The sequence below is a fragment of the Halomonas sp. genome, from assembly GCF_041689495.1.
Lineage (GTDB): Bacteria > Pseudomonadota > Gammaproteobacteria > Pseudomonadales > Halomonadaceae > Halomonas.
The window spans coordinates 1-25825 of the sequence record NZ_JBDNGD010000243.1 but is presented as its reverse complement, the minus strand read 5'-3'; the positions used below and the strand labels follow the sequence as shown (position 1 = coordinate 25825).

Genomic DNA, 25825 nt, shown 5'->3' with positions numbered 1-25825 from the left:
TCGCGGTCATTGAGCCGATAGGACCCCGCTTCGGTGATTACCAGGGTGACCGGAGAGACCTCCGCCGCCACACCGCTCACACTTTCGGGCAATTCCAGCTCCAGGGCCTGACGAGTCTCGAAGGTCGTCGAGACCATGAAGAAGATCAAGAGGAGGAAGACCACATCGATCAAGGGGGTGAGGTTCACCTCCACCGGGTCGCGTCGGGTACGGGGAAACCTCACGACGGCTTGACCCTCGGCGCAATGCGACCATCGGCTTCCAGACGATCGCCGTCCCGATCACCCTCATGGCGCTCGGCCAGGGTCAGCTCGCCCGGGTAGTGGGCAAGGAACTCCACCACCTGGCCCGCCTGCTCCTCCATGCGAACGGTGATGTCCTCGACGCGCCGCTGGAAGTAACGATGAAACATCAGGGCCGGGATCGCCACGGTAAGACCCGCCGCGGTAGTGACCAAGGCACGGGAAATCCCGCCGGCCAGATCCGCTGTCCGGCTGGCACCATCACCGGCCACGATCACCGAGAACACCTCGATCATCCCCACGACGGTGCCCAGGAGCCCGATCAACGGCGTGATGGCGGCAATGGTACCCAGGGGACTCAGGAAACGTTCCATGTCATGGATTACCGCCGTGGCGGCCTCCTGCAGGCGCGAGCGTACCTGTTCGTGACCCAGTCTGGCATTGCGAAGCCCGGCGGCCAGTACCCCACCCAGTGGAGAATGACTCTCCAGCCAGAAGAGGTTGACCTGACCCCGGGCGACCAGCGAGCAGACTTCCTGACCGAGGCCGAAAGGGGCGATTCGCCGGGCCCTGAGCGTCCAGAGACGCTCGATGATGATCACCGTGGCCAGTAAAGAGCACCCCAGCAGCGGCACCATCAGCCAGCCCCCGGCCATCAGGGCTTCCATCATGTCCATGCCATTCCCCTCACCCATGCCCTGCCATCGGGCTTACCTTCAGTCACTCGATTCTAACGCAAGGCAGCCAACACCGACACCGTCACGCCGCCAACCCTGGGAGCCTTCGGTGGTGATCTCCCCGGGATCCTCCCGACCCATCCAGAACGTCAGGGCGCCATCATGGGCGGTGTTCCAAAGGCAGGTCCCCGCCCGATGGAAGCGCCTCACCACCTCGTCGTGGGGATGTCCGAAGGGGTTGTCTCGCCCGGCGGTGAAGATCGCATGACGCGGCGCTAGCCACTGCACCAGTTGCGGACCGGAACTGCTCCGACTGCCGTGATGCCCGGCCACCAGTACCGTGACCGGCGTCTCGACCTCTCGCAGGAAGGCGCGCTCGATCTCACTTCCTGCATCGCCAGTGATCAACAACCGCTGGTCGCCGGCCGTGACCTCCAGCACACAGGAGCGATCGTTGCTCGACAGCCCGGCGGTCTCGCCGGGTGGCCAGAGCAGGCGGAAGACGACACCGTCACGTTGCCAGGCATCCTGCCTTCGACAGGGATCGAAGGGAGTGCCGATACGTTCTCCAGGAGGTGCCAGAAACCGCCCGATGTCATGGCTCTCCAGCAGCGCCTGGACACCCCCGGCATGATCATTGTTGGCATGGCTGACGATGACATCATCGAAGCGCTGACCCGGTGGCCAGAGTGACGCCAGAGGAGTGAATCCTGACGCAAAGCTCGGCCCGGTGTCATAGAGCATCCGGTAGTCGGTGGTCCGCAGTTCAAGAAGCTGACCCTGGCCGACATCATGGACCCTGACACGTAATTCCCCCGGCCCCGGTCCCTGTGGCGTCACGCTTATCGGGATCGCCACCAACACCAGGCTCCCGGCTACCCGGAAGGGTCCCGCCAACCCCGGCAAGGCCCAGAGCAGGGCCATCAATCCCAGCGACAGGGCAAGGGGCGTGACAAGGAAGGGCGCCGGCATCCAGAGCGGCAACCCCATGACGGCCTGTTCCATGAGGAAAATCAGGCCATCCACCAGACGACCGAAGAGCCACCAGCAGAGCGCCGAGAGGGGCGGCACCCAGGCCAGTAACCACCCCAGCAGGGCCAGGGGAACCAACAGGCTGCTGACCAGAGGAACGGCGATCAGGTTGACCAGCGGAGCGGCCGGCGCCAAGCGCTCGAAGGCGAGCAGCACGGCCGCCGCCATCAGCGGCGCCAGCAGCAACTGGCTCCTCACCAGGGCCAGGAGCCAAGCCCTGATGCCTCTAGGCCTGTCCCGTCCCTGCCAGATCAGGATGAGCAGTGCCACGGCGACGAAGGAAAGCCAGAGACCGGGACGCCAGGCAGAACGGGGGTCGAGCAGCAGTACCAGGCCCAGGGCCAGCCACCACCCCTGCCAGGGTCCTGGTGCATGACGACCACTCGCCACCCAGAGACCCACCAGGGTCATCACCATGGCACGCATGGCCGGAGGCTCGAGACCCGCCAGGCTTGCATAGGCCACCGCCGCAACGGCGGCAAGGCACCAGGGCCAGACCGCCAGGCGCCAGTGGCCCGGCGTGACCAGCCGGGCCAGACCTCTAGACACCAGCAGGACGAAGGCGGCCACCAGGCCGACATGCAAGCCGGAAATCACCATCAGGTGCGTCGTGCCGCTGGCATTGAGGAGATCCCAGTCTTCCTGCTCGAGCCTGTCGCCCGCCCCGAGGGTCAGAGCCGCCAGCCAGCGGGTCGTTCGCGGGGTCAGGGAACGCTCATCGAGATGCGCCAGGGCCCAGCGTTTGAGGGAAAAACCGGCCGCGGCAAGTTTCCGTGCCGCCGGATCGGAGCGCACATAGCCGGTGGCCTGGATACCCTCTCGCCAGAGCCAGGCGCGATAGTCGAAGGTGTCGGGGTTGGCCAGTCCCGAGGGTGGGCGAAGCCGCACCGTCATGGCCCAGCGCTCCCCGGGCCGAATATCCGGTGCCGAGTAAAAGCTCAGCCTGAGACGACGCAATCCCTTGCAAGGCAACCGCGGTTCACCTAGGGGCCGGCAGTCATCGACGCTGACGGTCAATCGCGTCAGCCGATCCTGTTCATCGGCGGACAGCACCCCGACCTCGACCGCCAGGTCTTCCCTCGACAGGCCATCCGGGAGGTCTGCCCCCTTGGCCAGCAGCAGGGAGACGGCCACCAGGATCATGGCGACCGCCCCGGCCGTCAGCGTCGGATGACGACAGGAAAGCGACAGCAACAGACACACGCCCAGCAGCTCCAGCATCCCGGCGGGGGCCATATGCCCCAGCAAGACGCCGGCCAGGACGGAAATCGCCAGCGGGATGGCCAATCCGACTCGCATACCCTTGCTCCAGTTGCACCAATCATCCCGGCTACCAGACGGCGCTCGCCCGGTGGGCATCGGGAAACGGAGACATGACGAGGTTCATGTCTTCCCTGAAGGGTAGACTACCCATGGCAGAGCGAACCCGAACAGAGGCCACAGCGGCGCCTGTCCCATCAGCGAACGTGAAACATCAACTCAGGGGATCAGCTCGAGCGGGATTCCTCGGTCAGGCGGCCGCCATCGAGTTTCATCACGCGATCCTGATGAGCAGCCAGGGCAGGGTCGTGAGTCACCACCACGAAGGCACAAGCGGCGGTACGGGCCAGGTCGTCCATCATCGCCAGGATGCTGGCCGCCGTGGTCTGGTCCAGGTTGCCGATGGGTTCGTCCATCAACACCAGGCTGGGGTCGGTGACCAGGGCTCGGGCGATCGCCACCCGCTGGCGTTCACCACCGGAGAGCTCGCCGGGCTTGTGATCGGCACGACTCTCCATGCCGACCCTGGTCAGAATCTCCATGGCACGGGCCTGGGCGGCCTTCATGCGCTGGCCGCGCACGATCAGCGGCAGGGCCGCATTTTCCAGGGCGGTGAACTCCGCCAGCAGGTGATGGAACTGATAGACGAAACCGATCCGACGATTGCGGAACCGGCCCAGGGCGGCTTCGCCCAGGTCCAGCAACGACTCGCCGGCAATGCGGACTTCGCCACGGCTTGGGCGATCGAGCCCCCCCAGCAGGTTGAGCAGCGTGGTCTTTCCGGAACCGGAACTGCCCACGATCGCCACACGTTCGCCGGCATGTACGGTGAGTTGCAGGCCATCGAGCACGGAGACGTCCTGGGGACCTTCACGGTAGATGCGGGTCAGGTCATGGCACTCCAGCATCGGCTCTCCGTCGGAGCGGTGCATCGCGGTCTCCTCGTGGCGCGTCGGATCCATGGTCGGCTCATTCATAACGCAACACCTCGGCGGGCTGAACCCTGGCCGCTCGCCAGGCGGGATAGAGGGTCGAAAGAAAGGTCAGCCCAAGCGCGGCCACCACGATGTCGCGCACATCCGACCAGTAGAGACGGGACGGCAGGTCGCTGATGAAATAGACTCCGGCATCGAGGAACTGGAAGCCGAGCGTCGACTCGACCCAACCGATCAGATCGGCGATGGTCAGCGCCAGCAGTACGCCGATGCCCACGCCAACAAGGATGCCGATCACACCGATGGCCAGCCCCTGGACGATGAAGATGCCCATGATCGACCCCGGGGTGGCCCCGATCGTGCGCAGGATCGCGATATCGGCATGCTTGTCGGTAACCACCATGACCAGGGTCGAGACGATATTGAAGGCCGCCACGGCGATGATCACCGTGAGCAAGAGCGCGATCATGCGCTTCTCCATCTGGATGGCCTGAAAGAGATTGCCGTAGGAGAAGGTCCAGTCGGAACCTCGATAGTCCGACCCCAGTTCGTTGACGATGGCGCGGGTCTCGCTTTCCGCCGCGAAGAGATCGTCGAGTTCCAGACGCAGCCCGCCAATCGCGTCGCCCAGCCGTGCCAGCGTCTGCATGTCCTCGATGTTGGCATAGGCCAGGGCGGCATCCAGATCCGCACCCACACTGAAGATCCCGCTCACCGTGAAGCGTTTCAATCGCGGGAAAACCCCGGCTGGGGTGATCGAAGCCTCGGGCACCAGCAGGGTCACCCTGTCCCCGACCCCTACCCCAAGCCGGCTGGCCAGAATCGAGCCGAGAACGACATTCCACTCCCCGGGAACCAGATCCGAGAGACTTCCCTGGCGCATGTGCTCGCCGATGATCGAGACGCGATCCTCCCACTCGGGATCGATACCATTGACCATGGCGCCCTCGTTGCGGCCGGACACCGCGAACATCCCCTGCTGTTCCACATAGGGGGCCGCTCCGATCACGCGCTCACGTTCCATCAACCGCTCGGCCAGTGGTTGCCACTGCGTCATGCCACCGGGGGCCTCGATCTTGGCGTGGGGCACCATCCCCAGGATGCGGGTGCGCAATTCATGGTCGAAGCCATTCATCACTGACAACACCAGTATCAGCACCGCCACACCCAGCATCAGGCCGAGCATGGACGTCAGGGAAATGAAGGAGATAAAATGGTTGCGACGCTTGGCGCGTACATAGCGCAACCCGATCAGGAAAGGCAGGCGATCAAGCATGGTGGCATTCCTTGTCAGCGGGCGGCCATGGTACGGCTTTTTTCAGGGCGCTGCATCGTGGAGAATCAGGGCTTTCGCGCTACTTGCATGATTTGCTGCTCCGCCCTACATTGCGCCGCTTGCGCTGTGTCATTCGACGAGACCACCAACGATGCCCAACCGCCTGCTGCCCGAGTGGCATCCTCAGGATGCCATACAGCTCACCTGGCCTGGCCAGAAGAGTGACTGGGCTCCCATGATGGAATCCATCGAGGCCAGCCTGGAAGGCCTGGTCTCTGCCATCAGCCGCTATCAGAGCGTCTTGATCAGTGTCCCTGATGTGGCCACTCGACGACGTCTTCTCGACCGCTTCGGTTGCCTTGGCATCCCCGCTGAACGGCTGAATCTGGTGGTAGCCCCTGCCGACGACACCTGGGCCCGTGACCATGGACCACTCACCGTGGAACATGACGGCAGGCTAACCCTGCTCGATTACCACTTCACCGGCTGGGGAGGAAAATTTCCCGCCACCCTCGATGATACCCTTACCCGGCGGCTGGCAGAGACCGGCGTCTACGCCTGCCCGGTGGTATCACACGAACTGGTGCTGGAGGGCGGGGCCCTGGAAAGCGATGGCGAAGGCACCCTGCTGACCACCGAAGCCTGCCTGCTCAATCCCAATCGCAACCCGGGACTCGACAGGGCAACGCTTGAAGCGCACCTGCATGAGGACCTCGGCATCACTCGGGTACTCTGGTTGACACAGGGACATCTGGAAGGTGACGATACTGATAGCCATGTGGATACCCTCGCGCGGTTCTGCGATCCCGGCACCATCGCCTACGTTCGCTGCGACAACCGCGATGACCCCCACTATCCGGCGCTGGCCGCCATGGAAGCCGAGCTCAGGATGTTAAGGCGTGCCGATGGCCAGCCTTACCGGCTGATACCCCTGCCTTGGCCGGCCCCCTGCCATGACCCCGAGGATGGCCATCGCCTGCCGGCCACCTACGCCAACTTCCTGATCATCAACGATGCCGTACTGGTGCCCATCTACGGCGATGCCGCGGATACGCGGGCACTGGTGGCCCTGGCCGAGGCCTTTCCGGGACGAGATATCGTGCCCATCGACTGCCGCGGCGTGATCCGCCAGCATGGCAGTCTGCACTGCCTGACCATGCAGCTGCCCGCCGGCAGCCTGGCCCGTCCTGGACAGCCAACCTTACACCAAGGAGAGACACCATGACTCGACATCTCAAGGTCGGTCTGGTCCAGCAGCCCGCATGGCCTGACAAGTTGCGCAGCCTGGCCGAGAGCGAGGCCGGTATCCGCGAGCTGGCCGGGGCCGGCGCCGAGCTGGTGATGCTCCAGGAACTGCATGCCACCCACTACTTCTGCCAGACCGAAGATACCGATCTGTTCGACCTGGCCGAACCCCTGGATGGCCCGACGGGCACCCGCCTGGCGACGCTGGCCGCCGAACTCGACATCGTGCTGGTGGGCTCGCTCTTCGAGCGCCGCGCGCCTGGTCTCTACCACAACACCGCCGTGGTCTACGACCGCAACCGCGGCGCCGTGGGCCACTACCGCAAGATGCACATTCCCGACGACCCGGGCTTCTACGAGAAGTTCTACTTCACCCCCGGGGACCAGGACGAGGGGCGCGGCCAGGGCTTCCAGCCCATCGACACCTCGGTGGGGCGCCTCGGTGTGCTGGTGTGCTGGGACCAGTGGTACCCGGAAGCCGCACGCCTGATGGCCCTGGCCGGCGCCGAACTGCTGCTCTACCCGACCGCCATCGGCTGGCATCCGCCGGATGACGAGGCCGAAAAGACCCGCCAGAAGGACGCCTGGACCCTGATCCAGCGCAGCCACGGCGTGGCCAATGGGTTACCGGTGATCGTCGCCAACCGGGTCGGCCACGAGCCGGACCCTTCCGGGGCGACGCCGGGCATCGACTTCTGGGGTGGCAGCTTCATCTGCGGCCCCCAGGGCGAGCTGCTCGCCCATGCCGGCCAGGAGGCCAAGCGGATGCTGGTGACCCTGGACATGGCGCGCTGCGAGGAAGTCAGGCGTATCTGGCCCTATCTGCGCGATCGTCGCATCGATGCCTATGGCGACCTGACAAGACGCTATCGGGACTAGGCGCGCTTCGCGAGAGCGCTGGGCGCTTGCAGCCAGGTGCCGTGGTTATTTCCAGAAATCGCGGATCGAGGCGATGCCCTGGGCGCCGACGGCGCGGGCGTGACTGGCATCGAAGCGGGTCATGCCCCCCAGGGCGAAGACCGGCATGGCGGCATGCTCGACCAACTGCTGGAAGTCGTGCCATCCCATGGGCGCCGTATCGGGATGGGTCGGCGTGGTTCTCAATGGGGAGAGCGTCACGAAATCACAGCCCAGACGAGCCGCCTGGGCCAGCTGTTGGCGATCATGGGTAGACGCGGCGAGCCACTTGCCCTCGGCGATGGGACGGCGCTCCAGTGACATCAGCCGCTCACTGGTCAGGTGGATACCATCGGCATCGAGGTGTTCGAGAAGCTCCGGGTCACCGTTGAGGATCAGGCGTGCATCGAAGCGACGGCATAACTCGAGGAGCCGCGCCGCCCGCGCCAGATAGGCGGACGCATCCAGTGACTTGTCGCGAAACTGCACCAGCCTGATGCCATCCTCGTCCAGCGCTCGCTCAGCACGCTCCAGGAACACCGCATCATCCACCTCATCGGGAGTGATCAGGTATTCGGTAGGCAGCATCACCGCCCTGAGGATCGGCAGGTTGGCCGCCGGAAAGGGATACTTGACCAGATCCGCCATGGGCACCCAACGCACCGCTTGACCTTCCCGGCCGAAGGGCTCGCCGGAAAAGTCATGGACCTGCCAGACATCCAGCAGGATATGCTTGTCGGAATACTCATGGTAGATACGGATCAACGGCTGGGCACGGCGAATCTCGACGCCCAGCTCCTCGTGCAGCTCACGCTTGAGCCCTCCAAGCCCGGTTTCGTAGGGTGCCAGCTTGCCACCGGGAAACTCCCAGAGGCCGCCATGATCGACATTGGAGGGACGGCGGGCAATCAGCACCTCCCGGCCATTCGCACTGATGATGGCCGCCGCGGCCACATGCACCCTTCTCTTCACCATCGTATTCATTCACTCTTCCCACGGCCCCGAGGATCGTTGTCGAGGGGCGCTTTACAGGCTGTTGATGTCGTCGTACTCGCGGATCAACTACGATAGTCGGCATTGATACTGACGTAATCATGCGAGAGGTCCGAGGTCCAGACCGTCGCCGCCTCTTCACCGCGACCCAGATCGATGTGGATGCTGATCTCCTCACGGGCCATAACGGCACTCCCTGCCTCCTCGGTATAGGTCAAGGCGCGACCACCCGCCTCCACCAGGCGGACCTCTCCCAGGTCGATTGAGACCCTGGAGACATCGAAATCGCTCACCGGGGCACGACCCACGGCGGCCAGGATACGCCCCCAGTTGGCGTCCGAGGCATAGAGCGCCGTCTTGACCAGGGGGGAATGAGCGACGGTAAAGGCCACGTCCAGGCCTTCACGACGGCTTGCCGCCGAGGAGACATGAAGGGTCACGAACTTGGTGGCGCCCTCACCATCGCGGATGATCGCCTGGGCCAGCTCGATCATGACACGCTGCAGACCATTGCGGAAACGCTCGATCTGGTCCTCGCCGACCACCCTGGCTCCACGACCGGTGGCGATAAGCATGCAGGCATCGTTGGTGGAGGTGTCACCGTCCACCGTGATGCAGTTGAAGGAATGCTCCAGTGTCTCGTGCAAAAGGCCGTCGAGCAGCGAGGGCTCGATGGCGGCATCAGTAGCGACGAAGGCCAGCATGGTCGCCATGTCGGGCCGGATCATGCCTGACCCCTTGCTGATGCCGTTGATGCTCACCGACGCCTCGCCCAGGGACAGGGTCACACTGGCACCCTTGGCCCGGGTATCCGTGGTGAGGATGCCCTCGGCGGCCCGATGCCATGCCTCGCTGGTGTCATCCAGCGAGGCCAGGGCGTCCGGGAAGCCGGCAAGCAGGCGGTCCATGGGCAGCGCCTCGCCGATCACGCCGGTGGAGAACGGCAACACGGCCCGTTCATCGACGCCGGTGAGTCGTGCCACCTCGGCACAGGTCAGCCGAGCATCGCGCAGTCCCGGCGCACCGGTACCCGCATTGGCATTGCCGGTATTGATCACCAGGTAGCGCGCAGCGGCGCCCCTCGCGGTAGAGGCGGCCAGGTGCTCGCGAGCCACCACCACCGGAGCGGCACAGAAGGCATTACGGGTAAAGGCGCCGACCACCCGGGCCTCTGGGGCAGCCTCGATCACCACCAGGTCGGAACGCTGGGCCTTCTTGATACCCGCCATGGCGGTGCCCAGGCGAAGCCCGTCTATCACCGGCATATCGGGAAATCGTGCTTGACCCACCGCCATCGTCGCTCTCCTCTTGAAGTGCCTTTACCGTCCGACTCGCTCAGTTGAGTTGGCCACAACACTGCTTGTATTTCTTGCCGGAGCCACAGGGACAGGGATCGTTCCGGCCCACCTTGGGCCCTTCCCTGCGCAGGGGCCGGCCATCGGCTCCCGGCGGCACCGGTGCCGCTCCAGAGGCTTCCCCCTCGTCGGTATCAGGGGCATCGTGGCGGCTCGCGGCACCTGCCTTCTCTCGCTCCAGTGCCTCGCGACGCTGGCGTTCGATGGCCTCGACCTCCTCGGGGCGACGCACCTGCACATGACTAAGGATACGGGTGACGTCGGACTTGATATTGGTCAAAAGGCCCTGGAAGAGTTCGAAGGACTCCCGTTTGTACTCCTGCTTGGGATTCTTCTGGGCATAACCACGCAGGTGAATCCCTCGCCGCAGGTGATCCATGGACTGCAAGTGTTCCTTCCAGCGCGTGTCCAGCACCTGAAGCATGACCTGCTTCTCGAAACGACGGATCAAATCTGCCCCGGCCTCCTCGATCTTCGCCTGATAGGCCTCCTTGTGCATCGTCTGGAGCCGCTCGCGAAGTTGCTCTTCATGGAAGCGCTCGTCCTCCTCGGCCCACTCGATCACCGGGGCATCGAGGTTGAACTCCGTTCTCAGGTAGTCCTGCAGACCCGGGAGATCCCACTGTTCGGCGAGGCTCTGGGGCGGCACGAACTCGCTGATGGCGAGATCCAACACTTCTTCGCGAATGCCCATGACGGCATCGGAGACGTCTTCGGAGCCGAGAATCTCGTTGCGCTGCTCGTAGATCACGCGACGCTGGTCATTGGCCACGTCGTCGTACTCGAGCAACTGCTTGCGGATATCGAAGTTGCGGCCCTCGACCTTCTTCTGGGCACGCTCCACGGCATTGGAGACCATCTTGTGTTCGATGGCCTCACCATGCTCGAGGCCCAGGGCCTTCATCATGCGTTGCACCCGGTCGGAACCGAATAGCCGCATGAGGTTGTCTTCCAGGGACAGGAAGAAGCGGGTCGAGCCCGGGTCACCCTGACGACCCGCACGCCCGCGCAACTGGTTGTCGATGCGCCGGGACTCGTGGCGTTCGGAACCCACCACGTGCAGGCCACCGGCCGCCACCACCGCCTCGTGACGCTCGAGCCAGGCCGCCTTGAGTCGTTCGACCTCGGCGGGATCCACATCATCGCCAAGCTTGGCAGCCTCGGCCTCCCAATTGCCCCCAAGCACGATGTCGGTCCCGCGACCGGCCATGTTGGTCGCGATGGTAACGGCGCCCGGCCGACCGGCCTGGGCAATGATCTCGGCCTCGCTCTGATGCTGCTTGGCGTTGAGCACATTGAAGTCGATGCCCGCCTGCTTTATCAGGTTCGCCAGATACTCGGAGGTCTCGATGGAGGCGGTACCCACCAGCACCGGCCGACCCGCCTCGGTCTGATCCTTGACGTCCTGGATGATCGCCTCGAACTTCTCCTCGGCGCTGAGGTAGACGAGATCATTGAGATCCTGACGGATCAACGGCTGGTTGGTCGGAATGACCACCACATCGAGGCCATAGATCTGACGGAACTCGAAGGCCTCGGTATCGGCGGTACCCGTCATGCCGGACAGCTTGTCATAGAGCCGGAAATAGTTCTGAAAGGTGGTGGAGGCCAGGGTCTGGCTCTCGCGCTGAACGGTCACCCCCTCCTTGGCCTCGACGGCCTGGTGAAGGCCTTCGGACCAGCGCCGACCAGGCATGCTGCGCCCGGTGTGTTCATCGACGATCACCACCTGGCCGTCATTGACGATGTAGTCCACATCGCGATGGTAGAGATGCCGGGCGCGCAGGGCCGAGTGCATGTGTTGCAGCAGGTTGAGGTTCTGAGCGGCGTAAAGCGACGCCTCTTCGCCCAGCAGCCCCTCGCTACGCATCAGCTCCTCGATGTGATGATGGCCCTGTTCGGTGACCTCCACCTGCTTCTGCTTCTCGTCAAGCAGGAAGTCGCCGCTGGCCGGATCTTCCTCATCGGTACAGCGGGCCAGATGGATGGCCAGACGGTCGACAACCTTGTAGAGCTCGGTGTTCTCGTCCACGGCACCGGAGATGATCAGCGGCGTGCGGGCTTCGTCGATCAGGATGGAGTCGACCTCGTCGACGATGGCGTAATGCAACTCACGCTGTACCTTGTCCTCCAGGGAAAAGGCCATGTTGTCGCGCAAGTAGTCGAAGCCGAATTCGTTGTTGGTGCCATAGGTGATATCGGATGCGTAGGCCTCGCGCTTTTCCTCGGCGGCCTGCCCGGAATAGATGATGCCGATGGAGAGACCGAGATATTCGTAGAGGGGGCGCATCCATTCGGCGTCACGCCGGGCCAGGTAATCATTGACGGTGACCACATGGACGCCCCTGGCAGGCAGGGCGTTGAGATAGACCGCCAGTGTGGCCACCAGGGTCTTGCCCTCCCCGGTCTTCATCTCGGCAATGCGGCCACGATGCAGGGTGATACCCCCGACCATCTGGACATCGAAATGGCGCATCTGCATGACGTGCTTGCTGGCCTCGCGCACGGTGGCGAAGGCATCGGGCAGCAGTGCATCGAGGGTCTCGCCCTCTTCCAGTCGCCGGCGGAATTCGTCGGTGCGTGCCCGCAGGGATGCATCATCCAGGGATTCCAGCGGTGTTTCCATGGCGGTGATCTGCGTCACCTCACGGGACATGCGATTGACTTCACGGTCGTTCTTGGAGCCGACGACCTTGCGTAACAGGGAATTGATCATGACGTGTCCAGTCTCTGCGTATGGCATCTCGCCGACCCCTCATCGAGTCGGGCATTCGGTCAGGCAGCAGATACAGCAGGCGGCCCTCGACGTGTCATGACATCGAGGGCCGCCGTGAAGCGTTGCCGAGATGGTAACGGGAAACGGGACACGGATGAGGAACCGCGAGCGGCGGTCACGATGCTCAAGGGCCACCAGCGAGACAGCGCACTGCGCCGTGCCTGGACCCGCGAGCTGGCACGGATCGAGGCGGGCGCGAGGAGACAGACCTGGACGACTCTCTCCACCTGTCGGGCACTGTCGCCCTGAGTCAATCCTGCCGGCAACAGGCAGGTCACCAATAAGCCCGCCAACCACCAGCGTGCCGGACGACACACCACGGGACGACGGTCCGCGAGGACAGCAGTGCTGGTGGTTGACAGGGCAAAGGACATGCTGTCGACGAACTCCCGAGCGTGCTAGGCTCTCGTTGATGACGGGTCAGGCCTCCAGGGCGGGGCCAGTGGCGGGAACCACGGGAGGCCCCGGGAACCAAGCTCATGAGTATAAATGTTAAACGGGCCAGAGCACAGCCCATGTCCGGACTCCTGGAGGGCCGGGGCGAGCTCGGCTCCCTGATGCGGACGGCGCGGCTCATCGAGAAGGCCCAGACCCACCTGCGCGCGCACCTTCCCGAAGACATCAGGGACCACCTTCATGTGGGTGGCTACCGGGAGGGGCGCCTCACCCTGATCACCGACCGCGCCGTCTGGCTCACCTGGCTGCGCTATGAACAACAGCGTCTGCTCGCGCTACTCCATCAACTCCCCGGTTTCGAGGCGGTGACGGGGTTTCACTTCAAGGTTCGTCCGGTTCATCCCATCAAGGTGCCGCCGCGTCATGTCCGGGAACTTTCGCCGAGTGCGGCCGACGAGCTCTCGAGCTGTGCGGCCGATACCGAGGACCCCCGATTGAAGAAGGCCCTGGAGCGGCTCGCCTCACACGCCGAAAGATCCTGACCTGCTCCCGAAAACGACGATGCCGCCACCCCATCGGGTGACGGCATCACAGGCACAGCAGGAATCGAGTACATGTCCGATTCCACGCCATGGCATCTTCACGCCATGGCGGGCGACGCATAGGAGATCGGTGCCACCTCGGTCTCGTCCTCGAAGGTGACGATCTCGTAGGCGTCCGGCTGAGCCATCAGGGCACGACAGAGCTGATTGTTCATCGCATGACCCGATTTCACCCCGCAGAACTCCCCGATCAGACTGAACCCCAACTGGTAGAGATCGCCGATGGCGTCAAGCACCTTGTGCTTGACGAACTCGTCGTCGTAGCGAAGTCCGCCCTCGTTCACGATACGGTAGTCATCGATGACGATAGCGTTGTCCAGGCTTCCGCCCAATGCCAGGTTGTTGGATCGCAGGTACTCGAGGTCACGCATGAAACCGAAGGTCCTTGCACGAGACACCTCCTTGACGAAGGACGTGGTCGAGAAGTCCACCATGGCGGTCTGCTTCTGCCGATCGAAGACAGGATGGTCGAAATCGATGGCGAACGACACCTTGAAGCCATTGTGGGGAAGGAAAATGGCTTCCTTGTCGTCCTCTCGTACCGCGATTTCACGCTTGATGCGGATGAATTTCTTGGGCGCATTCTGCTCGCTGATCCCTGCCGACTGGATCAGGAAAACGAAGGGGCCCGCACTGCCATCCATGATCGGGACCTCGGGCGCACTGACATCCACATAGGCGTTGTCGATACCCAGTCCGGCAAGGGCCGACATCAGATGCTCGACGGTAGCGACCTTGGCACCACCGGCCGACAGCGCCGTACACAGGGTCGTGTCGGTCACGTGTTCGGCACGGGCAGCAATCTGTACCTCGGGATCCAGATCGGTGCGCACGAAGACTATGCCGGTATCCACGGCTGCCGGCCGCAGCGTCAGGTAAACCTTCTTGCCGGAGTGCAGGCCGACACCGGTGGCGCGAATGACATTCTTCAGGGTACGTTGTCTGATCATGGGCAGTCGCCAGGCAATGGTTAGTTATCAAACAGTGTTCACAATAACACCGAACAAGTGTTTCAACAAAAAAACATCACCCGGCACCACCAAGGCCCCCGCTAGCCAGACTCAATCGGCCTGGCGGCGCAGGAAGGCCGGTATGTCGAGATAGTCATCGAGCTCCTGGGACCGGCGCTTTTCCTGACGCGGCTTGGGCGATTCCTCAGCATCTGCGACACGGGCCGTGGCCTGTTGACGGGACATGGCCACCTGCGGCTGACGGCGGTAGTCCGCGGATGTTTCCGGGCGCTTGGCGCTTTCACGCGTCGCGACCTTCTGCGGTTGCTGACCATCGAGCCCTGCCGCCACCACGGTGACGCGCAGTTCGTCGGTCATCTCCATGTCGATGGAGGTGCCGACAGCGATGGTGGCGTCCTGGGAAGCGAACTCCTGGACGGTGGCACCGACATCATTGAACTCGCCGATGGAGAGGTCCGGACCGGCCGTGATGTTGACCAGAATGCCGCGAGCACCATGCAGGTCGATATCCTCGAGCAGCGGGCTGCGGATGGCCTTTTCGGCGGCTTCGCGGGCGCGATTCTCGCCGGTGGCTCCACCAGTACCCATCATGGCCATGCCCATCTCGGACATCACGGTGCGCACGTCGGCGAAGTCGACGTTGATGATCCCCGGGCTGGTGATCAATTCGGCAATACCCTGAACGGCACCAAGCAGGACGTCGTTGGCGGCACTGAAGGCCGTCAGCAGGGTGGCGTTCTTGCCCAGTACCGAGAGCAGTTTCTCGTTGGGAATGGTAATCAGCGAATCGACATGCTCGGAGAGCTCCCGCATGCCTTCCTCGGCGGCACGCATGCGCTTGGGCCCCTCGAAGGGGAAAGGCCGGGTGACCACGGCCACGGTCAGGATGCCCAATTCCTTGGCCACCTGGGCGACCACGGGCGCACCCCCTGTCCCGGTGCCACCCCCCATGCCGGCGGTGATGAATACCATGTCCGCACCATTGAGGAGCTCGGCGATACGCTCACGGTCCTCCATGGCGGCCTGGCGACCCACATCCGGGTTGGCACCGGCACCGAGCCCCTTGGTGATATCGCTGCCGAGCTGCAACACCGTCTTGGCCGCGACCCGCTTCAGGGCCTGGGCATCGGTGTTGGCGCAGATGAACTCCACGCCCTCGATGTTGCTCTCGACCATGTGGTTGACGGCATTGCCGCCCCCACCGCCGACACCGATCACCTTGATGACTGCACTGCTTGAAGGTGCGCTATCTAAGATTTCGAACATTTGTCCGTCTCCTGGACCGCTGGGCGGCCCTGTCAGAAATTTCCTTTCAACCAGCCCTTGAACCTTGTCAGCGCCGGAGTCCCTTCCTTCGATCCATTTCGAGAGACATCATTTCGTCTCGGCTGAACCGGAATAACGCCACCCTGCGACTGCCGCCCATGCCTCTGACGGGCCTCCCCTATGGCGTAATGTAGCAAGCCGACCCCGGTCGAATAAATCGGGTTGCGAACCACATCGGCCAGCCCGCAGACATTCTGCGGGCAGGCGATACGAACCGGCATATGGAAGATCTCCTCGGCGAGCTCCACCACGCCTTCCATCCTCGATGTCCCTCCGGTCAACACCACCCCCGCGGCCACCATGTCTTCATAGCCACTGCGGCGCAGTTCGTCGCGAATCAGGGTAAAAAGCTCCTCGTAGCGGGGCTCGACCACCTCGGCAAGGGACTGGCGAGACAGATCACGGGCGGGCCGGTCGCCCACGCTGGGCACCTTGATCATCTCGTCACTGGCGGCCAGCTGGGTCAGCGCACAGGCGTACTTGACCTTGATCTCCTCGGCATACTGCGTCGGGGTCCGCAGGGCCATGGCAATATCGTTGGTGACCTGATCACCGGCAATGGGAATGACCGAGGTATGGCGAATGGCACCCTCGGTGAATACCGCGATGTCCGTGGTACCGCCACCGATGTCGACCATGCAGACACCCAGCTCACGCTCGTCCTCTGTCAGGACGGCATGACTGGAGGCAAGTTGTTCCAGGATGATGGCGTCCACCTCCAGGCCGCAACGGCGCACGCACTTCTCGATATTCTGAACCGCATTGAGGGCAGCCGTCACCAGATGCACCCTGGCTTCCAGCCTCACGCCGGACATTCCGAGGGGTTCGCGGATGCCCCCCTGGGTATCGATGGAGAATTCCTGGGGAAGCACATGAAGCACTCGCTGTCCTTCGGAAATGGCCCTGGCCCTGGCAGAATCTATGACGCGTTCGATATCGGAAGGGGTGACTTCACGATCTTTTATGGCCACGACTCCATCGGAATTCATCGAGCTGATGTGACTGCCAGCCACCCCAACATAAACCGAATGGATATCACAGCCCGCCATGAGTTCGGCTTCCTCAACAGCACGCTGTATCGACTGAACCGTGGACTCGATATTGATGACCACACCCTTCTTCATCCCTCTTGATGGATGTGAACCGATACCTGCAATTTCGATACTTCCATCGTCGGTAGATTGCCCCACGATCGCCACGACCTTGGATGTTCCGATATCCAGCCCGACTACCATATTGGAAGCGTTGGGTTGTCCTGCCATGGGTTGCGGTCACTCCTGATTTCTGTCCGGCATTAACGTTCAATAAAGATTGCCATAAGACGCTGGCACTATTATAGGAACAACTTGGATTGTTTCACCAGTGCATGGCGAAAAACATAGTTCAGAATACGGATCTTTTATAGCAAAAGAAATACCCGAGGGTCTCGAGATACAATAACTGACCTTGAAAAAAGTGTCAGGAACCTTCCGCTTCGACCCTACTGACAGTCTCCGTTTCGCCATGCCATGCCACGGCAACCCCATTGGGATATCGCAGATCAATGTAGCGTATAAGCGACGCCTGATCGGCCAACTGCCGATGCCAGGCTGCCGTGAGACGTGCCATGCGCGCCTCCCTGTCATTCCGACCCAGCATGACCCAGACCCCGTCATCGAGCTGGAAGCGCCAAGCCCCGCGAGGCTCGAGACGGAGTTGGGTCAAGACCAGGCTCAGGCGGTCGATACTCGACTCCAGACGTTGATGATAGGCAAGCACCTCGGGGGCGGTTCCGGAAGGGCCAGCCAGGTCGGGAAAGTCGCCAGAAGGTGACACTGGCCCGGGAGTGAAGGGCTCACCCTCCGGATTGAGCAGGAAGTTGTCGTTCCAGCGCGCCACGGGCACCTGTTCGACCAGATCGAATGTCAGGCCATCAGGCCATTCTCGGCTGATCCTCACCTCGGCGAGCCAGCCGATTTCCAGGGCATCACCACGCAATTCGGCGAGATTCACCGATAACCAGGAACGCCCCTGGATCAATGGCGCCAGTTCGCTTCTCAGGTAATCGGCATTGACATGGCTCAGCTCGCCTCGGATCGAGACCCGCTCTACCGGTCGGTCCAGCCAGAGCCAGAGCGCACGGCCACCGGCACCGATGACCATGAGCAGCAACAACACGCCCAACCACCCATTCCTGGCACTCATGATCGAGAGGAGGCCAGCGTCGCCGCGAGGATACGCAGGACCAGGGCCTCGAAGTCGATGCCGACATGGGCAGCGGCCTGGGGCACAAGGCTGTGGTCGGTCATGCCGGGCGAGGTGTTGACCTCGATCAGCCAGAATTGTCCCGCACCGTCGCGCATGACATCCACCCGGCCCCAACCCTCACCACCGACCGCATCGAAAGCCTGGCGGCACAAGTCGCCGAGTTCGGCTTCCTCCCCTGGGGAAAGCCCACAGGGGAGGTGGTAGAGGGTGTCATTGGAGAGATACTTGGCATCGTAGTCATAGAAGCCGCCAGGCACTTCGACCCGGATTGCCGGCAGCACCAGGTCTCCCAGCAGCGACACTGTATATTCGTCGCCCACGATGAAGCGTTCGGCCATCACCCTTGCATCGTAGCGTGCCGCATCACGATAGGCGGCCTGCAGGGCCTCGAGGCTGCGAACGATGCTGATACCCAGTGTCGAGCCTTCGTGTACCGGCTTGACGACCAACGGCAGGCCAAGACGCTCGACCACCACCGACCAGTCAGTATCAGGTGCCAACATCACGCTCTCCGGCGTAGGCAACCCCAGTGCCTGCCAGACCAGCTTGGTGCGCTGCTTATCCATGCCCAGAGCCGAGGCCAGTATCCCGCTACCGGTATAGGGAATGCCCTGCAGTTCGAGAGCACCCTGGAGCATACCGTCTTCACCACCACGGCCGTGCAGGGCGATGAAGACACGGTCGGGGACCAGGGCCTCCAGGCCGGTCAGGCCTCCCTCGGCCGGATCATAGCCGATGGCATCCACACCGGCCTTCAGCAGGGCTGACAGGACCGCCGACCCACTCTTCAGTGACACCTCCCGCTCGGCGGAGTCCCCGCCGAAAATCACCACCACCCGACCCAGATCATCGACGACGCTCACAGTGCCACCTCATCGAGTTGCAGCGCTGCCTCGGCCAGGGAGAGCGAGATTCCCCCCACATCGCCGGCACCCTGGGTAATCAGGATATCGTCAGGCCGCAGGACCCTCGCCAGCAGCTTGGGTAATTCACTCTTGTCCTGGACGAAGATGGGGTCGACCTCACCGCGCTGACGAATCGACCCGGCCAGGGTCCGTCCGTCGGCCCCGGGTATCGCTGTCTCGCCGGCGCTGTAGACATCCAACAGCAGCAGGATATCGACACCGGCCAGTACCCTGACGAAGTCCTCGAATAGGTCCCGGGTACGCGAGAAACGATGGGGCTGATAGACCATCACCAGACGTCGATGGGGCCAACCGGCACGCACCGCCTGGATCACCATCTCCACTTCACGGGGATGGTGGCCATAGTCATCCACCAGCATTATCTCGCCGTCGCCCTCGGGTGCGGCAAAGTGGCCATGAACCTGGAAACGCCTCCCTACCCCGCCGAAGCTCGCCAGGCCGCGCAGGATGGCATTGTCACCGATACCCGCGTCGGTGGCGACGATGATCGCCGCCATGGCATTTAGGGCGTTGTGTCGACCCGGCATGGCCAGGCGAATGGCCAGGGGGGCCAGACCATCGGGGCGATGGGCAGTGAAATGCACCTCGCCCCCCTGCTGAACGAAGTCATCGATACGGTAGTCGGCATCCTCGCTGAAGCCATAGGTGACGAACTGGCGGTTGATCCGATCGAGAAGCCCCCGGACATGATCATCATCGATGCACAGCACGGCGAGACCATAGAAGGGCAGGTTATGGAGGAACTCGACGAAGGTGGCCTTGAGCCGCTCGAAGTCGCCGCCATAGGTCCCCATGTGGTCGGCATCGATATTGGTGACGATGGACACCATGGGCTGCAGATGGAGAAAGGAGGCGTCGGACTCGTCGGCCTCCGCCACCAGGTAGTCGCCCTCCCCCAGACGGGCATTGGTCCCCGCGCTGGTCAGGCGTCCACCGATCACGAAGGTGGGATCGAGCCCTCCTTCACCCAGGAGAGTCGCGGAGAGGCTGGTCGTGGTGGTCTTGCCATGGGTCCCCGCCACGGCGATGCCATGACGGAAGCGCATGAGTTCCGCGAGCATTTCCGCTCTGCGTACCACGGGTATCCGGTGCTCGTGGGCCCAGCGGATCTCGGGATTCGTCTCGTCTACCGCAGAGGAAATGACTACCACATCGGCCCCGACCACATTGTCGACGCCGTGGCCGATGGCCACGCGGATTCCACAATCGCGCAACCTGGCCACCACCACGGAGTCCTTGAGATCACTGCCACTCACGGCATAGCCCTGGTTGGCCAGGACCTCGGCTATACCGCACATACCGGAACCGCCGATGCCAACTAAATGGATGTTGCGGATACGTCGCATACCGAGGCCCCGGCCGTGACTCGGGGGTGTCGAGGGGCCGAGGGCCGACCCTTGGGTGCTATCACTCAAATCCTGTCTCCATGCAGCCGGCCACCAGACGCTCGACGGCGTCGAGATGGGCACAGGCACGAGCCTGCAGCACCATGGTGGCAAGGATGTCGGGGTCGAGCAACGTCGCCAGGCGCTCGGCCAGCGATGTCGCATTGAGATCTTTCTGGGGTAACAGCGTCGCTGCCCCCTGTTCCACCAGGCTCAGGGCGTTGGCCGTCTGGTGGTCATCTACCGCATGGGGCAAGGGCACGAAAAGGGCCGGCTTGGCCGCCGCGGCGAGTTCCGCCACGGTAAGGGCACCGGCTCGACAGACCACCAGATCGGCCCAGTCGTAGGCCTCGGCCATCCCGTCGATGAAGGGCGTGACTTGCGCTGCCACCCCCTGCTTGGCATAACCCTCGCGGGTCGCCGACGCCTTGTCGCCGCCGGATTGATGATGCACCTCAGGACGCGACTCGGGAGGGATTTGCGCCAGTGCCTCGGGCAGGCATTCATTTAGGGCCAGGGCCCCCAATGAACCGCCCACCACCAGCAGCCTCAAGGGTCGTGAGGCCATGGTAGCCGAGGTTCGCGGGCACTCGCCGAGGGTGGCGATCTCCCGGCGCACCGGATTGCCGACCACCTCAGCCCTTCCGGCAAAGGCCTGAGGGAAGGCCGAATAGACCCGTCTCGCCACCCTGGCCAGGACGCGATTGGTCAGCCCCGCGACCGCATTCTGCTCGTGGATCACCAGCGGACGCCGCGCCAGCCAGGCGGCCAGTCCACCGGGTCCGCTGGCGAAACCGCCGAGGCCGATGACCAGTTGAGGGTCATAGGCGCGGATGATGCGCCAGGCCTGCCATACCGCCCGGCTCAGATTGACGGGGGCCATCAGCCAGCCACCCAGGCCATTGCCACGCAGCCCCACCACAGCGATACGATGCAGGACAATGCCGGCCTCGGGGACCAGACGGTTCTCTATACCCCTCGGACTACCCAGCCATTGGACCTCGATATCCTCGGCCATGAGACCATGGGCCAGGGACAGGGCCGGCATGACATGACCGCCGGTACCACCGGCCATGATCAGGGCGCGACGTCGGGGGATCGCGGTCATCGGCTTACTCCTTCTCCTTTCTCGACGGAAGAAACTGCCGCCTGCCCGACGGATGCCGCCGCTGCTGAACGACGCCAGGCCTGTCGCACCTCGATATCGGCCCTCAGCAGCAAGGCCATCATCATGGCGCTGATCACTAGACTGGACCCGCCATAACTCAATAGCGGCAGGGTCAATCCCTTGGTGGGAAGCATCCCCGTGCTCACCGCAATGTTGATGAAGGCCTGAACACCCACGACCAGGGCAATCCCGTAGCTGAGATAGGCGGCGAAGGGCATCCTGGCAAGCTCTGCACGGCGTCCCACCGCCATGGCGCGATACACCAGAAGGGCGAAGAGCCCGACCACGATGAGGGCACCGAACAGGCCGAGTTCCTCGGCAATCACGGCGAAGACGAAGTCGGTATGCGCCTCAGGCAGGTAGAAGAGCTTCTGGACACTGTTGCCCAGACCCACGCCCAACCAATGACCGCGACCGAAGGCGATCAAGGCCTGGGTCAGCTGGTAGCCACTGGCAAACTGGTCTGCCCAGGGATCGGCGAAGCTGGTCAGGCGGGCCAGTCGATAGGGTTCGGCAATGGCCAGCAGGAGCCCGCCACCGGCCACCAGCACCAGAAGCAGGGCAAAACGGCCCCAGGGCGCACCGGCCATCAGCAGCATGCCCATCACACAGGCCGTCATGACGACCACGGCGCCATAATCAGGCTCGAGGATCAACAGGAAGGCGATGAGGACCATGACAACGAGGGGCCGCAGGAAGGCGCCCCATTGCCGCCGCACCTGGGGCAGGAAGCGCTCCAGGTAGCCGGCCACGTAAATGATCAGGCAAAACTTGGCGACCTCGGAGGCCTGCAGATTCAAGGGTATGCCGGGAACCGACAACCACCGCCGGCTACCATTCACCTCCCGCCCCACCAGCAGGACAAGCACCAGAAGAAACACCCCCACCAGCAACAACAAGGGGCCGTTGGCCTTCCACCAGGCCAGGGGAACCATCAACAGCAGGGTGCCAACGCCCAGCGCCACAACCAGGAAGATGCCGTGGCGAATGCTGAAGAACCAGGCATTGCCGGTCAGGCTTTCCGCCACCCCGGTGGAGGCCGAGGTGACCATGACCCAGCCGATCAGCATCAGGGCCAGAATGGCCAGCAACAACCAACCGTCGCAGGGCTGGTGGCGTGTGGAGAGTCGTCGACCGAGGCGGTCAAAGGGTTTCATCGGTGAGACTCCATCGAATGGCGGCGGACCCAGTCTCGAAATACGTCACCCCTTTCCTGATAGTTGCTGAACTGATCGAGACTGGCACAGGCCGGTGAGAGCAGAACGCCATCGCCGGGTTCGGCGATGGCCGCCGCACGTGACATGGCGGCCTCCATGTCCTCCACCCTCGCGAGGGGGAGGTATCCCCGTAGCGCCCACTCCAACCGATCGGCATCCTGGCCGAACAGGATGGCCTCACGGCCATACAGGGCAAGTGGGTCGGCCAGGGGCGAGAAATCTGCCCCCTTGCCCACCCCGCCGGCAAGCAGGATCAGCCGACCCGCAAGCGTCGGCCCGAGGCCGGCGATGGCCGCCAGGGTTGCCCCCACATTGGTGCCCTTGGAATCATTGATCCACCGCACCCTTTCGATATCGGCTACCCATTCACCCCGATGCGGCAGGCCGGGAAAACGGCGCAGCACCTCGCACATGGTCTCCAGCGCAAGCCCCAGGCGATGGCCCGCGGCAAGGGCCGCCAGAGCATTAGCCTGATTATGGCGACCGGGAAGCCGGACCTCGTCGGCCGGCATCAGGGGCGTGTCGCCCTGCATCAACCAGTCGCGTTCCCGGTAATGCCCGATCCCCCAGTCGTGGCTGCCCGGCGGACGGGTAGTGAACCGGTCCAGCGCCGGGAGAGGAGTCTCGGGCCAGGTCATGGGGTCCTCGGCATTGACCACCCCATGGCGAGCACCCCGGAAGATACCCAGCTTGGCGACACGGTAGCCAGTCATGTCGCCATGGCGGTCCAGATGATCCTCGGAAAGGTTGAGGAAGACCGCGCTCTCGGCGCCGAGACAGGGCGTCGTCTCCAGTTGAAAGCTGGAGAGCTCCAGCACATAGCAATCTGCCTGAGGCATCTCGGCGAGAAGATCCAGCGCGGGGGTGCCGAGGTTTCCCCCGACCGCCACCCGTCGTCCCGCCGCCCTGGCCATTTCACCGATCAGAGTGGTCACCGTGGACTTGGCATTGGAGCCGGTGATGGCAACGATGGGCGACTGACAGGCACGCACGAAAAGCGCGATCTCACCCACCAGCAGCGGCTGACCATCGCTGTCGCGACGCCGGCGTGCCAGCTCGGCCAGTCCCGGCATGCGCGGGTCGACACCAGGACTGACCACCACTTCCTCGACCTCATCGAGATCCAGGTCGCTGATGGCGCCGCAATGTATCTCGACATCGGGGTGGTCGGCCCGGAACTCGTCCAGCCCGGGGGGCACGGCGCGGGTGTCCACCACCCTATAGGGCGTCCCGAGCCGTGACAGGTGACGGCAGATGGCGCGGCCCGACACCCCTAGCCCGACTACCAGGGTGGTTCCCCTGGGCACCTTGACCATGCGCTGCTCCTTGCGGGTGGCGTGAGAGGCCCTCAACGTACCTTGAGGGTGGCCAGGCCGATCAACACCAGCACCACGGTGATGATCCAGAAACGCACGATGACGCGAGGCTCAGGCCATCCCTTGAGCTCATAATGATGATGCAAGGGCGCCATGCGGAAGATACGCCGTCCGGTCAGCTTGTAAGACCCCACCTGCAGGATCACCGAAACAGTCTCCATGACGAAGATGCCGCCCATGATGAACAGCACGATCTCCTGACGCACGATGACCGCCACGACGCCCAGCGCCGCCCCCAGGGCCAGGGCTCCCACATCGCCCATGAAGACCTGGGCCGGGTAGGTGTTGAACCACAGGAAACCCAGCCCGGCGCCGGCGATGGTGGCGCAGAAGACCGCCAGTTCACCGGCACCGGGAATGAAGGGAATCTGCAGATAGTTGGCGAACACGGTGTTGCCACTGGCATAGGCAAATACCGCCAGCCCCATGGCCACCAGTACCGTCGGCATGATGGCAAGACCATCGAGGCCATCGGTGAGGTTCACGGCATTGGAACTGCCCACGATCACCAGATAGGTCAGCACGATATAGAACACGCCCAGGGGCAGCACGAACTCCTTGAACAGTGGAACGATCAAACTGGTTTCCACCGGGTTGACCGCCGTGACATAGAGTACAACGGCTGCCGCCAGGCCGATCACCGACTGCCAGAAATACTTCCAGCGTGCCGGCAATCCCCGCGGGTTCTTCTCGACGACCTTGCGGTAATCGTCGACCCAGCCGATGGCACCGAAACCCAGGGTCACCGCCAGCACGATCCATACATAGTGGTTGGCGAGGTCACCCCACAGCAGGGTACTGACGGCGATGGCCATGAGGATCATGGCCCCCCCCATGGTGGGAGTGCCGGCTTTGGACAGGTGCGACTGAGGGCCATCGTCACGCACCGCCTGGCCGATCTGTCGCTCGACCAGCCGCCGGATCATCACCGGTCCCAGACAGAGGCACAGCACCAGGGCCGTGAGGGTCCCCAGGATCATGCGCAGGGTCAGGTAGTTGAATACATTGAAGGCACTGAAGAATTGCGCCAGGAAGTCAGCCAGATAAAGCAGCATGTGTCACGTTCACCTTGATGCATCTGCACGTAGCGCGGACAGGACCTTTTCCATGCCGGCACTGCGCGACCCCTTGACCAGCACGCTGGCTCCCGGTGGCAGATGGTGGAGGACATGGCGCGTCAGCGCCTCCCGATCGTCAAAATGGCACCCACCCTGACCGAAGGCCTGGCTGGCAGGCCATGCCGTCTCTCCGAGGGTGCCGAGAAAGTCGATCCCCAGTTCCCGTGCATGGCGTCCGATCTCGGCATGCAGCCGATCGGACGCTTCTCCCAACTCTCCCATGGCGCCCAACAGGCACCAATGCGGCCGCGGCAGGGTGACCAGGAGGTCGAGCGCCGCCTTGACCGCGCCGGGGTTGGCATTATAGGTATCGTCCAGCAATTGTGAGGCATTGATGCCTTCAACCACCGACAGCCGGCCAGGCATGGGCAGGACACTGGCCAGGCCGGCGATGACCTCGTCGGC

The 25825-nt window shown here is 63.4% G+C and carries 23 protein-coding genes; 4 read left to right on the top strand and 19 right to left on the bottom strand.

The window, feature by feature from the left end:
- From ACESMD_RS08690 to ACESMD_RS08670, 5 genes are all read right to left on the bottom strand, one after another.
- The coding region (locus ACESMD_RS08690; protein ID WP_372612263.1) for an ExbD/TolR family protein at positions 1-224 on the bottom strand (224 nt) is incomplete at its 3' end.
- Positions 221-919, bottom strand: a complete 699-nt coding sequence (locus tag ACESMD_RS08685) for a MotA/TolQ/ExbB proton channel family protein (RefSeq protein WP_372612261.1) — start codon at positions 917-919, stop codon at positions 221-223. The genes ACESMD_RS08690 and ACESMD_RS08685, both read right to left, overlap by 4 nt.
- Positions 920-958: 39 nt before the next feature.
- Entirely contained in the window at positions 959-3250 is a 2292-nt protein-coding gene (locus ACESMD_RS08680) for a DNA internalization-related competence protein ComEC/Rec2 (protein WP_372612259.1), read from the bottom strand.
- Positions 3251-3438: 188 nt separating this feature from the next.
- Positions 3439-4143 carry an ABC transporter ATP-binding protein gene (locus ACESMD_RS08675; RefSeq protein WP_372612257.1) on the bottom strand — a complete coding sequence of 235 codons (705 nt, stop codon included), beginning with the start codon at positions 4141-4143 and terminating at the stop codon, positions 3439-3441.
- Between the two features lie 37 nt (positions 4144-4180).
- Positions 4181-5422: a lipoprotein-releasing ABC transporter permease subunit gene (locus ACESMD_RS08670; protein WP_372612255.1), complete on the bottom strand. Its 1242-nt coding sequence runs from the start codon at positions 5420-5422 to the stop codon at positions 4181-4183.
- 151 nt (positions 5423-5573) lie between these two features.
- Between ACESMD_RS08670 and ACESMD_RS08665 the strand changes: the two genes are divergently transcribed.
- A complete protein-coding gene (locus tag ACESMD_RS08665) occupies positions 5574-6647 on the top strand; it encodes an agmatine/peptidylarginine deiminase (RefSeq protein WP_372612253.1) in 1074 nt (357 codons plus the stop codon).
- A complete protein-coding gene (locus tag ACESMD_RS08660) occupies positions 6644-7546 on the top strand; it encodes a carbon-nitrogen hydrolase (protein WP_372612251.1) in 903 nt (300 codons plus the stop codon). Before ACESMD_RS08665 ends, ACESMD_RS08660 begins: the two co-directional genes overlap by 4 nt.
- A 45-nt stretch (positions 7547-7591) precedes the next feature.
- Here the strand turns inward: ACESMD_RS08660 and ACESMD_RS08655 are convergent, their stop codons facing one another.
- The 3 genes from ACESMD_RS08655 to secA form a co-directional block, all read right to left on the bottom strand.
- The gene (locus tag ACESMD_RS08655; protein WP_372612267.1) at positions 7592-8539 is read right to left on the bottom strand and encodes a Nudix family hydrolase; all 948 of its coding nucleotides are present in this window, start codon (positions 8537-8539) and stop codon (positions 7592-7594) included.
- A gap of 83 nt (positions 8540-8622) precedes the next feature.
- Positions 8623-9852 carry a bifunctional glutamate N-acetyltransferase/amino-acid acetyltransferase ArgJ gene (argJ, locus tag ACESMD_RS08650; RefSeq protein ID WP_372612249.1) on the bottom strand — a complete coding sequence of 410 codons (1230 nt, stop codon included), beginning with the start codon at positions 9850-9852 and terminating at the stop codon, positions 8623-8625.
- A 40-nt stretch (positions 9853-9892) separates the two neighbouring features.
- The gene (gene secA / locus ACESMD_RS08645; protein WP_372612247.1) at positions 9893-12628 is read right to left on the bottom strand and encodes a preprotein translocase subunit SecA; all 2736 of its coding nucleotides are present in this window, start codon (positions 12626-12628) and stop codon (positions 9893-9895) included.
- A 114-nt stretch (positions 12629-12742) separates the two neighbouring features.
- Between secA and ACESMD_RS08640 the strand changes: the two genes are divergently transcribed.
- Positions 12743-12937, top strand: coding sequence for a hypothetical protein (locus ACESMD_RS08640; RefSeq protein ID WP_372612245.1), 195 nt, complete (start codon positions 12743-12745; stop codon positions 12935-12937).
- Between the two features lie 230 nt (positions 12938-13167).
- Positions 13168-13626: a DUF721 domain-containing protein gene (locus ACESMD_RS08635; protein ID WP_372612243.1), complete on the top strand. Its 459-nt coding sequence runs from the start codon at positions 13168-13170 to the stop codon at positions 13624-13626.
- A 98-nt stretch (positions 13627-13724) separates the two neighbouring features.
- On the opposite strand, the gene lpxC is transcribed toward ACESMD_RS08635, so the two are convergent.
- The 11 genes from lpxC to ACESMD_RS08580 all read right to left on the bottom strand — a co-directional run.
- Positions 13725-14636, bottom strand: coding sequence for a UDP-3-O-acyl-N-acetylglucosamine deacetylase (gene lpxC, locus ACESMD_RS08630; RefSeq protein WP_372612241.1), 912 nt, complete (start codon positions 14634-14636; stop codon positions 13725-13727).
- A gap of 111 nt (positions 14637-14747) precedes the next feature.
- Positions 14748-15923 (bottom strand): cell division protein FtsZ, encoded by a 1176-nt coding sequence (gene ftsZ, locus ACESMD_RS08625; RefSeq protein ID WP_372612239.1) that lies wholly within the window; start codon positions 15921-15923, stop codon positions 14748-14750.
- A 32-nt stretch (positions 15924-15955) separates the two neighbouring features.
- Complete coding sequence (gene ftsA, locus ACESMD_RS08620) at positions 15956-17245, bottom strand: cell division protein FtsA (protein WP_372612237.1); 1290 nt, start codon at positions 17243-17245, stop codon at positions 15956-15958.
- A 196-nt stretch (positions 17246-17441) separates the two neighbouring features.
- On the bottom strand, positions 17442-18167 hold the full coding sequence (locus ACESMD_RS08615) for a cell division protein FtsQ/DivIB (protein ID WP_372612235.1): 726 nt from the start codon (positions 18165-18167) through the stop codon (positions 17442-17444).
- A complete protein-coding gene (locus tag ACESMD_RS08610) occupies positions 18164-19093 on the bottom strand; it encodes a D-alanine--D-alanine ligase (protein WP_372612233.1) in 930 nt (309 codons plus the stop codon). Before ACESMD_RS08610 ends, ACESMD_RS08615 begins: the two co-directional genes overlap by 4 nt.
- Entirely contained in the window at positions 19090-20502 is a 1413-nt protein-coding gene (gene murC / locus ACESMD_RS08605; protein WP_372612265.1) for a UDP-N-acetylmuramate--L-alanine ligase, read from the bottom strand. Before murC ends, ACESMD_RS08610 begins: the two co-directional genes overlap by 4 nt.
- Positions 20503-20563: 61 nt before the next feature.
- A complete protein-coding gene (gene murG / locus ACESMD_RS08600) occupies positions 20564-21649 on the bottom strand; it encodes an undecaprenyldiphospho-muramoylpentapeptide beta-N-acetylglucosaminyltransferase (RefSeq protein ID WP_372612231.1) in 1086 nt (361 codons plus the stop codon).
- Positions 21646-22866 (bottom strand): putative lipid II flippase FtsW, encoded by a 1221-nt coding sequence (ftsW, locus tag ACESMD_RS08595; protein WP_372612229.1) that lies wholly within the window; start codon positions 22864-22866, stop codon positions 21646-21648. The genes murG and ftsW overlap by 4 nt, the downstream gene beginning before the upstream one ends.
- Positions 22863-24242 (bottom strand): UDP-N-acetylmuramoyl-L-alanine--D-glutamate ligase, encoded by a 1380-nt coding sequence (gene murD / locus ACESMD_RS08590; RefSeq protein ID WP_372612227.1) that lies wholly within the window; start codon positions 24240-24242, stop codon positions 22863-22865. The genes ftsW and murD overlap by 4 nt, the downstream gene beginning before the upstream one ends.
- A gap of 32 nt (positions 24243-24274) precedes the next feature.
- Complete coding sequence (gene mraY / locus ACESMD_RS08585; protein WP_372612225.1) at positions 24275-25357, bottom strand: phospho-N-acetylmuramoyl-pentapeptide-transferase; 1083 nt, start codon at positions 25355-25357, stop codon at positions 24275-24277.
- A 9-nt stretch (positions 25358-25366) separates the two neighbouring features.
- Positions 25367-25825, bottom strand: a 459-nt coding sequence (locus ACESMD_RS08580; RefSeq protein WP_372612223.1) for a glutamate ligase domain-containing protein, incomplete at its 5' end; no start/stop codon positions are given.